Origin of the sequence: Micromonospora sp. D75 (genome assembly GCF_018070405.1) — a bacterium.
Lineage (GTDB): Bacteria > Actinomycetota > Actinomycetes > Mycobacteriales > Micromonosporaceae > Micromonospora > Micromonospora chalcea.
This window is the reverse complement of record NZ_JAGPXV010000339.1, coordinates 1-6409: the sequence shown is the minus strand read 5'-3', so window position 1 is coordinate 6409 and position 6409 is coordinate 1. Positions and strand designations below refer to the sequence as shown.

The following is a 6409-nucleotide window of genomic DNA, read 5'->3' as shown; positions in this document are numbered from 1 at the left end:
ACGTCCGCCGTCCGGCGGGGACGCCGGCCGGGCCGCACCCGTGGCCCGACGCCGACGTCACCGCCGCTCGGGACCGACCGCCGTGCCGGACGGCGCTACCGTCACCCGGTGCGACGCATCCTGGTCGTCGGCGCCGCCGGCGCCGGCAAGAGCACGCTCGCCGGTGAACTGGCCCGGCGACTCGACCTTCCGCTGATCCACCTCGACCGGCACTACTGGCGCCCCGGCTGGACCGCACCGGCCCCGGCGGATTTCCGCGCCGAGGTGGCAGCGCTCGCCGCCCGCCCGGCCTGGGTGATGGACGGCAACTACGCGAGCACGCTCGACCTCCGGCTGCCCCGCGCCGACCTGCTAGTGCTCTGCGACACCTCCCGGCTGCGCTGCCTGCGGCGTGACACGGCGCGGTTCCTGGCCGACGTAAGTAAGTAGCCCCCCGCCTTGCGGACCTTACCGGGAGCGTGCCAGGATCGGCGTCGATGAGCACGACTGCCGCCCCCGCCACCGCCGCCACACCCCGGCGGATCGCCACGCTCGCGCTGCCCGCCCTCGTGGTGCTGGCCGCCGAGCCGCTCTACGTCCTGGTCGACACCGCAGTGGTGGGTCACCTCGGGCGGGTGCCGCTGGCCGCGCTCGCCGTCGGCGGCACCGTCATGACGCTCACCGCCTGGGTCGGCACCGTCGTCGCGTACGGCACCACCGGGCGCTCGGCCCGCCGCTTCGGGGCGGGGGACCGGGCCGCCGCGGTGGCCGAGGGCGTGCAGGCGTCCTGGCTCGCGCTGGCCACCGGAGTGCTGGTGGCGGTCGCCATCGGCATCGGCGGGGGCGCGCTGGCGCGTACCCTCGTCGGCGGCCCCGGCGAGGTGGCCGACGCCGCCGCCGGATGGCTGCGGGTTGCGGCGCTCGGCGCGCCCGGCCTGCTGCTCGCCGCCGCCGGCAACGGCTGGCTGCGCGGCATCCAGGACACCCGCCGGCCGCTGCTGTTCGTGCTCGGCCCCAACCTGCTCTCCGCGGTGCTCTGCCCGCTGCTGGTCTATCCGGCCGGGCTCGGGCTGGTCGGCTCGGCGGTGGCGAACGCGATCGCGCAGACGCTCTCCGGCGTCCTGTTCGCGGCCGCGCTGGTGCGCGAGCGGGTCTCGCTGCGGCCCCGGCCCCGGGTGATCGGTCAGCAGCTCGTGCTCAGCCGGGACCTGCTGGTGCGCGGTGTCGCGTTCCAGGCCAGCTTCCTGTCCGCGACCGCCGTCGCGGCCCGCTTCGGCGCCGCCGCGGTGGGCGCGCACCAGATCGCCCTGCAACTGTGGTTCTTCACCGTGCTGGTGCTCGACGCGCTGGCCATCGCCGCGCAGTCGCTGGTCGGCGCCGCGCTGGGCGGCGGCGACGCGGCCGGCGCGCGGTTCCTGGCCCGCCGCGTCGCGCTGCTCGGCGGGCTGTGCGGCGTGGCCTTCGCGGTGCTGATCGCCGCCGGCGCCGGCGTCGTGCCGTCGTGGTTCAGCTCCGATCCGCAGGTACGCGAGCAGGCCATGACCGCCTGGCCCTGGTTCGTCGTGCTCCAGCCGATCGGCGGCGTGGTGTTCGCGCTCGACGGGGTGCTGATCGGCGCGGGCGACGTGCGCTACCTGCGCAACCTCACCATCGTGTGCGCGTTCGGCGGGTTCCTGCCGGCGATCTGGCTGGCGTACGGGCTGGAACTCGGGCTGGGCGGGATCTGGGCCGGGCTGACGCTGTTCGTGGTGCTGCGGCTGGCCGGCCTGCTGCTGCGGATGCGCTCGGGCGCGTGGGCGGTGGTCGGCGCGGTCCGCTGACGCCGGTCAGCAGGGCTGGAACGAACCGGGGCCGCCCATCCACGGCTCGACCACGAAGAAGCCCTCGTCCAGCCGGGCGCAGTCGACGTTGTTCGTGCTCGCCTGCGCGGAGACGAGCCAGAGCCCGCGCTTCGCCGCCGGCAACCCTTCGGGGTGGGGGACCTCCCAGACGACCCGGTCACGGATGGCGGCGATCCCGGCCCGGCCCGGTGTCGTCCGCGGCACGTCGAACGCGTACATCCAGACGTACTCTGTGGTGATCCGCAGGATCGGCCGGCCGTCGTCGCCGGTGACGGCCCGGTAGCGCATCTCACCCCGGACCCGGATCTCGTCCGCGCTGTCCTGCGAGCCGATCCGGGTGGCGTAGTTCACGAACGACAAGTCCTCGAAGTCGGTACGCAGCTGAGCGCGCGCGGCCGGCGCCAGCAGCGCCAGGAACGGCTCCGTGTCGCCGAGGATCATGGACAGGTCGAGCCGGGCCTGGACCAGCGCGGCCCGGACCCGGGTCAGCGCCGCGGCCACCTCGCGGGCGGTGAACGGCGGCCGCGCCGTGGCCTCCGGCAGGACGATCCCGGCCTCACCCACCGCGAAGTCCGCGCCGATGGTCCCCGCGAACAGGTCGCGCGGCTCGCCCACCCGGCTGAGCGGCACCGGCGACGGGCTGGCCTCGGCCGACGCCGCGGCGGCGGTGCCGGACCGCACCCGGTCCACGGTGACCCGGCCGAGCACGACAGTGCCGCCGATCAGCGCCAGCGCCAGCACCACCACGAAGGCGACGCGGCGCTTGCCGCGCTGCCGCGACCAGACCATGCGGAAGCGCTCGCCGCGGGTCAGCGGGACGTCCGCGTCCGCTCCGGTCATCCAGCTCGGCAGCTGGATCTCCGCGCCCCGGGAGGCGACGGCGTAGGGATCCGGCTCGGGCGGCGTGGTTCCGTCTTCGGTGCTCATGCGGCGTTCCAGAGGGGTGCAGGGCCAGGGGGCGCATGATCATTGCACTCCGCCGCCGATCCCGCTGTCCCGTTTCCGTGCCGGTCAGATCCGCCCCTGCCGGATCGCCCACCCGAGGTAGAGCGTGCCGACGACCAGCAGCGTCGCGGTCACCAGGACGAACACGAACGACCCGATCGCGGCCATCGTGGGGTGCCGCTCGCCGAACCGGGTCCGGCCCTGCCAGGCCCACATCCGGCGGCGCGCCGCCGCCAGCGCCGGCACACCGTCGACCAGGCCGGACAGGCGGCGGCCGAGCGTACGGCGGGGCGGCTCCGGATTGCGCATCCAGTCCGGCAGGTCGACCCGGGCGCGGTGCGGTGGCGGGGCGTCGCTCATCGAAAGGCTCCTACCGCGGGGTGGCGTGGTGAGGTGGGCGGGTCAGCAGGTGTCCGGCAGGTCGACCGTCTTGTCCGGGTCGAAGACCGCGTCCGGGTCCGGGTCGGCCGGACCGGCGAGCGAGGGCCGGCCCAGCGCGAGCAGCCCCTTGTCCAGCGCGACGCAGTCGATGTTGGAGGCGTACGAGTCGGCCCGCTCGATCCACAGCCCGGCGGAGGCGGTGGTCACGTCGGCCGGGTGCGGCATGCTCCACTTCACCGTGTCGTGGACCACCACCACGCCGGCGCCCGGGGCGGGGCGGGCGGTGGAGAACGCGTACGCCCAGACGAAGTTCGTGGTCACCTCCAGGATGCGGATGCCGTCCCGGTCCTTCGTCGCCCGGTAGCTGATCCGGCCCTTGACCCGGGGCTCGTCGTCGGTGAGCCGGGCGCCGGGGGCGAGCCGGGTCGAGTAGGTGCCCGCCTCGCCGGTGGGGAAGTCGTCCCGTACGCCGGCCCGCGCGTCCGGGGCGAACTGGCGGACCAGCCGCTCCGGGTTCTTCGCGGTGAAGAACGTGCGGTCCAGCCGGGCGGTGATCAGCGCCTTGCGTACCTTGGCCAGCGTGTCTGCCACCTGCTTCTCGGTGAACGCGCCGGTCCGCTTGGCCCGGGGCAGCGCGATCCCGGCCGTGCCCTCGGGGAAGCCGGCTGCCGGGGTGCCGTCGAACGGGCCGGCGGCCGGTGGCGGCGAGGCCGACGAGGACGCCTGCTCACCGACCGGCAGGCTCACCGTGGGGTGTTCGGCGGGCGGCTCCCGCCAGCGCTGGAAGCCCTGGTAGCCGAGGCCGCCGACGAGCCCGAAGAACGCGAGCAGCGCCAGCACGACCACGCCGCCGAGCAGCTTGCCGGAGTGCCCGCCGAGCGCGATCAGCAGGCGGTCGCCGCGGCCCGGCTCGACCTCGGGCGCGGGCTGGCGCAGCCACTCGGGTACCCGACCCAGCGTGTCCTCCGACGGGCGATCGGTGGCGTGGGGATCGGGGACGGAACGGTGATCGGTCATCGGACTTCCCGGGCAGACGGGGCGGGGGCGCACGATCTTGACACCCCGCCGAAGCAGGGCGGTATCCCCCGCAGGGAGGATCGGCGCCGTCTGGCAGGCTTGGCGGTCGTGAGCACAGACGGTCTGATCGTGGTCGACAAGCCCGGCGGCATGACGTCGCACGACGTCGTGGCCCGGATCCGCCGGCTGGCCCGTACCCGCCGGGTGGGGCACGGCGGCACGCTGGACCCGATGGCCACCGGCGTGCTGGTGATCGGGGTGGGCCGGGCGACCCGGCTGCTCACGTACGTGATCGGCGCCGGCAAGAGCTACGCCGCGACGATCCGGCTGGGGCAGGCCACCGTCACCGACGACGCCGAGGGCGAGGTGGTCGCGACCACCCCGGCCGGCGCGGTCACCGACGACGGGGTACGCGCCGCGCTGGCCGCCCTCACCGGCGAGATCGACCAGGTGCCGAGCGCGGTCAGCGCCATCAAGATCAACGGCCAGCGGGCGTACAAGCGGGTCCGTGACGGCGAGACGGTCGAGCTGCCCGCCCGCCGGGTCACCGTCTCCCGGCTGGACGTGCGGGACATCCGCCGGGACGTCCCGGACGTGGTGGACGTGGACGTGGAGGTGACCTGCTCGTCCGGGACGTACATCCGGGCGCTGGCCCGTGACGCGGGCGCCGCGCTCGGCGTCGGCGGCCACCTCACCGCGCTGCGCCGCACCGCGGTGGGCGGGTTCACGCTCGCCGAGGCGGCCACGCTCGACCAGTTGGAGCAGCGCGCGCCCGACGTGGTGAACCTGCCGCTGGACGCCGCCGCCGCGCGGTTCTTCCCGCGCCGGGACGCCACCGCCGACGAGACCCGGGTGCTCTCCCACGGCGGGCCGCTGACCCCGGCCGGGATCACCGGGCCGTACGCGGTCTTCGACCCGGCGGGCGGGCTGATCGCTATCGTCAGCGAGCGGGACGGTCGGGCCCGCGCGGAGATCGTGCTGGCCCCGGCCTGAACGGCGCGGGCGGACAGGGGAGGAACGGCATGCAGCGGTGGCGGGGGTACGAGGCGGCGCCCGGCGGCTGGGGACGCTCGGTGGTCACCATCGGCGTCTTCGACGGCGTGCACCGGGGGCACCAGGCCACCATCGGGCACACCGTGGCGCGCGCCCGGGAACTGGGCGTCAAGTCGGTGGTGGTGACGTTCGACCCGCACCCGGCCGAGGTGGTGCGCCCGGGCTCGCACCCGGCGGTGCTCACCGAGCCGGCGCGCAAGGCCGAGCTGATCGAGGCGCTCGGCGTGGACGTGCTCTGCGTGGTGCCGTTCACGGTCGAGTTCTCCCGGCTGCCACCCGAGGCGTTCGTGCACGACGTCCTGGTCGAGCACCTGCACGCCGCGCTCGTGGTGGTCGGCGACAACTTCCGGTTCGGGCATCGGGCGGCCGGGGACGTGCCGCTGCTGGAACGGCTCGGCCGCACCTTCGGCTTCGCCGTCGAGGGGGCGCCGCTGGTCGCCGAGGCGGGGACGGTCTTCTCCTCCACGTACATCAGGTCCTGCGTCGACGCGGGCGACGTGGGCGCGGCGGCGGCGGCGCTCGGCCGCCCGCACCGGGTCGAGGGCGTGGTGGTCCGCGGCGACCAGCGCGGACGTGAGCTGGGTTACCCCACCGCCAACCTGCTGACCCACAGGTACGCGGCGGTGCCCGCCGACGGCGTGTACGCGGCCCGCCTGGTGCGCCGCGACGGCGAACCGCTCGCCGCGGCCGTGTCGATCGGCACCAACCCGACGTTCTCCGGCCGGGAACGGCGGGTGGAGGCGTACGCGCTGGACTTCACCGGCGACCTGTACGGCGAGCGGCTGGCCCTGGACTTCGTGGCGCACCTGCGCGAGCAGCGGACGTACGACGCGATCGAGCCGCTGGTGGCCCAGATCGCCGAGGACGTGGAGCGCACCCGCCGGGCGGTGTCCTGACCCGCTCGGGCGACCTTGACCGGCCGTCCGGCCCGGGGGCTGGTAGGCTGGCGGAGACGTCGGCTGACCGACGGGGGCCTCGCGTGCCTGCACGACGCCGCGGGTGCGAGGAACCGGTCCGTTGCACCGGTCACCACGACCGCTCCGGACCTCATCGAATGACCCACGAAACAGGGAGAACATGGCGCTCGACCAGGAAGCCAAGGCCAAGATCCGCCAGGAGTACGCGACCGCCGAGGGCGACACCGGCTCGCCCGAGGTGCAGGTCGCGGTCCTGACCAAGCGGATCGCTGAGCT

The 6409-nt window shown here is 75.1% G+C and carries 8 protein-coding genes; 5 read left to right on the top strand and 3 right to left on the bottom strand.

Going from position 1 to position 6409, the window contains the following annotated elements:
- Positions 1-108: 108 nt before the first annotated feature.
- A complete protein-coding gene (locus tag KBX39_RS19780) occupies positions 109-429 on the top strand; it encodes a hypothetical protein (RefSeq protein WP_210871902.1) in 321 nt (106 codons plus the stop codon).
- Between the two features lie 47 nt (positions 430-476).
- Positions 477-1799, top strand: a complete 1323-nt coding sequence (locus KBX39_RS19775; protein WP_210871900.1) for an MATE family efflux transporter — start codon at positions 477-479, stop codon at positions 1797-1799.
- Between the two features lie 6 nt (positions 1800-1805).
- On the opposite strand, the gene KBX39_RS19770 is transcribed toward KBX39_RS19775, so the two are convergent.
- From KBX39_RS19770 to KBX39_RS19760, 3 genes are all read right to left on the bottom strand, one after another.
- Positions 1806-2747: a hypothetical protein gene (locus tag KBX39_RS19770; protein ID WP_043325806.1), complete on the bottom strand. Its 942-nt coding sequence runs from the start codon at positions 2745-2747 to the stop codon at positions 1806-1808.
- Between the two features lie 84 nt (positions 2748-2831).
- Entirely contained in the window at positions 2832-3125 is a 294-nt protein-coding gene (locus tag KBX39_RS19765) for a hypothetical protein (RefSeq protein WP_064447087.1), read from the bottom strand.
- A 42-nt stretch (positions 3126-3167) separates the two neighbouring features.
- Entirely contained in the window at positions 3168-4163 is a 996-nt protein-coding gene (locus tag KBX39_RS19760) for a hypothetical protein (RefSeq protein ID WP_210871898.1), read from the bottom strand.
- A 108-nt stretch (positions 4164-4271) separates the two neighbouring features.
- Here KBX39_RS19760 and truB point away from each other — a divergent pair, with 108 nt between their 5' ends.
- The 3 genes from truB to KBX39_RS19745 form a co-directional block, all read left to right on the top strand.
- Positions 4272-5156, top strand: a complete 885-nt coding sequence (gene truB, locus KBX39_RS19755) for a tRNA pseudouridine(55) synthase TruB (RefSeq protein WP_210871896.1) — start codon at positions 4272-4274, stop codon at positions 5154-5156.
- Positions 5157-5185: 29 nt separating this feature from the next.
- A complete protein-coding gene (locus KBX39_RS19750; RefSeq protein ID WP_030503409.1) occupies positions 5186-6112 on the top strand; it encodes a bifunctional riboflavin kinase/FAD synthetase in 927 nt (308 codons plus the stop codon).
- Between the two features lie 181 nt (positions 6113-6293).
- On the top strand, positions 6294-6409 hold a 116-nt coding region (locus tag KBX39_RS19745; protein WP_210871903.1), incomplete at its 3' end, for a 30S ribosomal protein S15.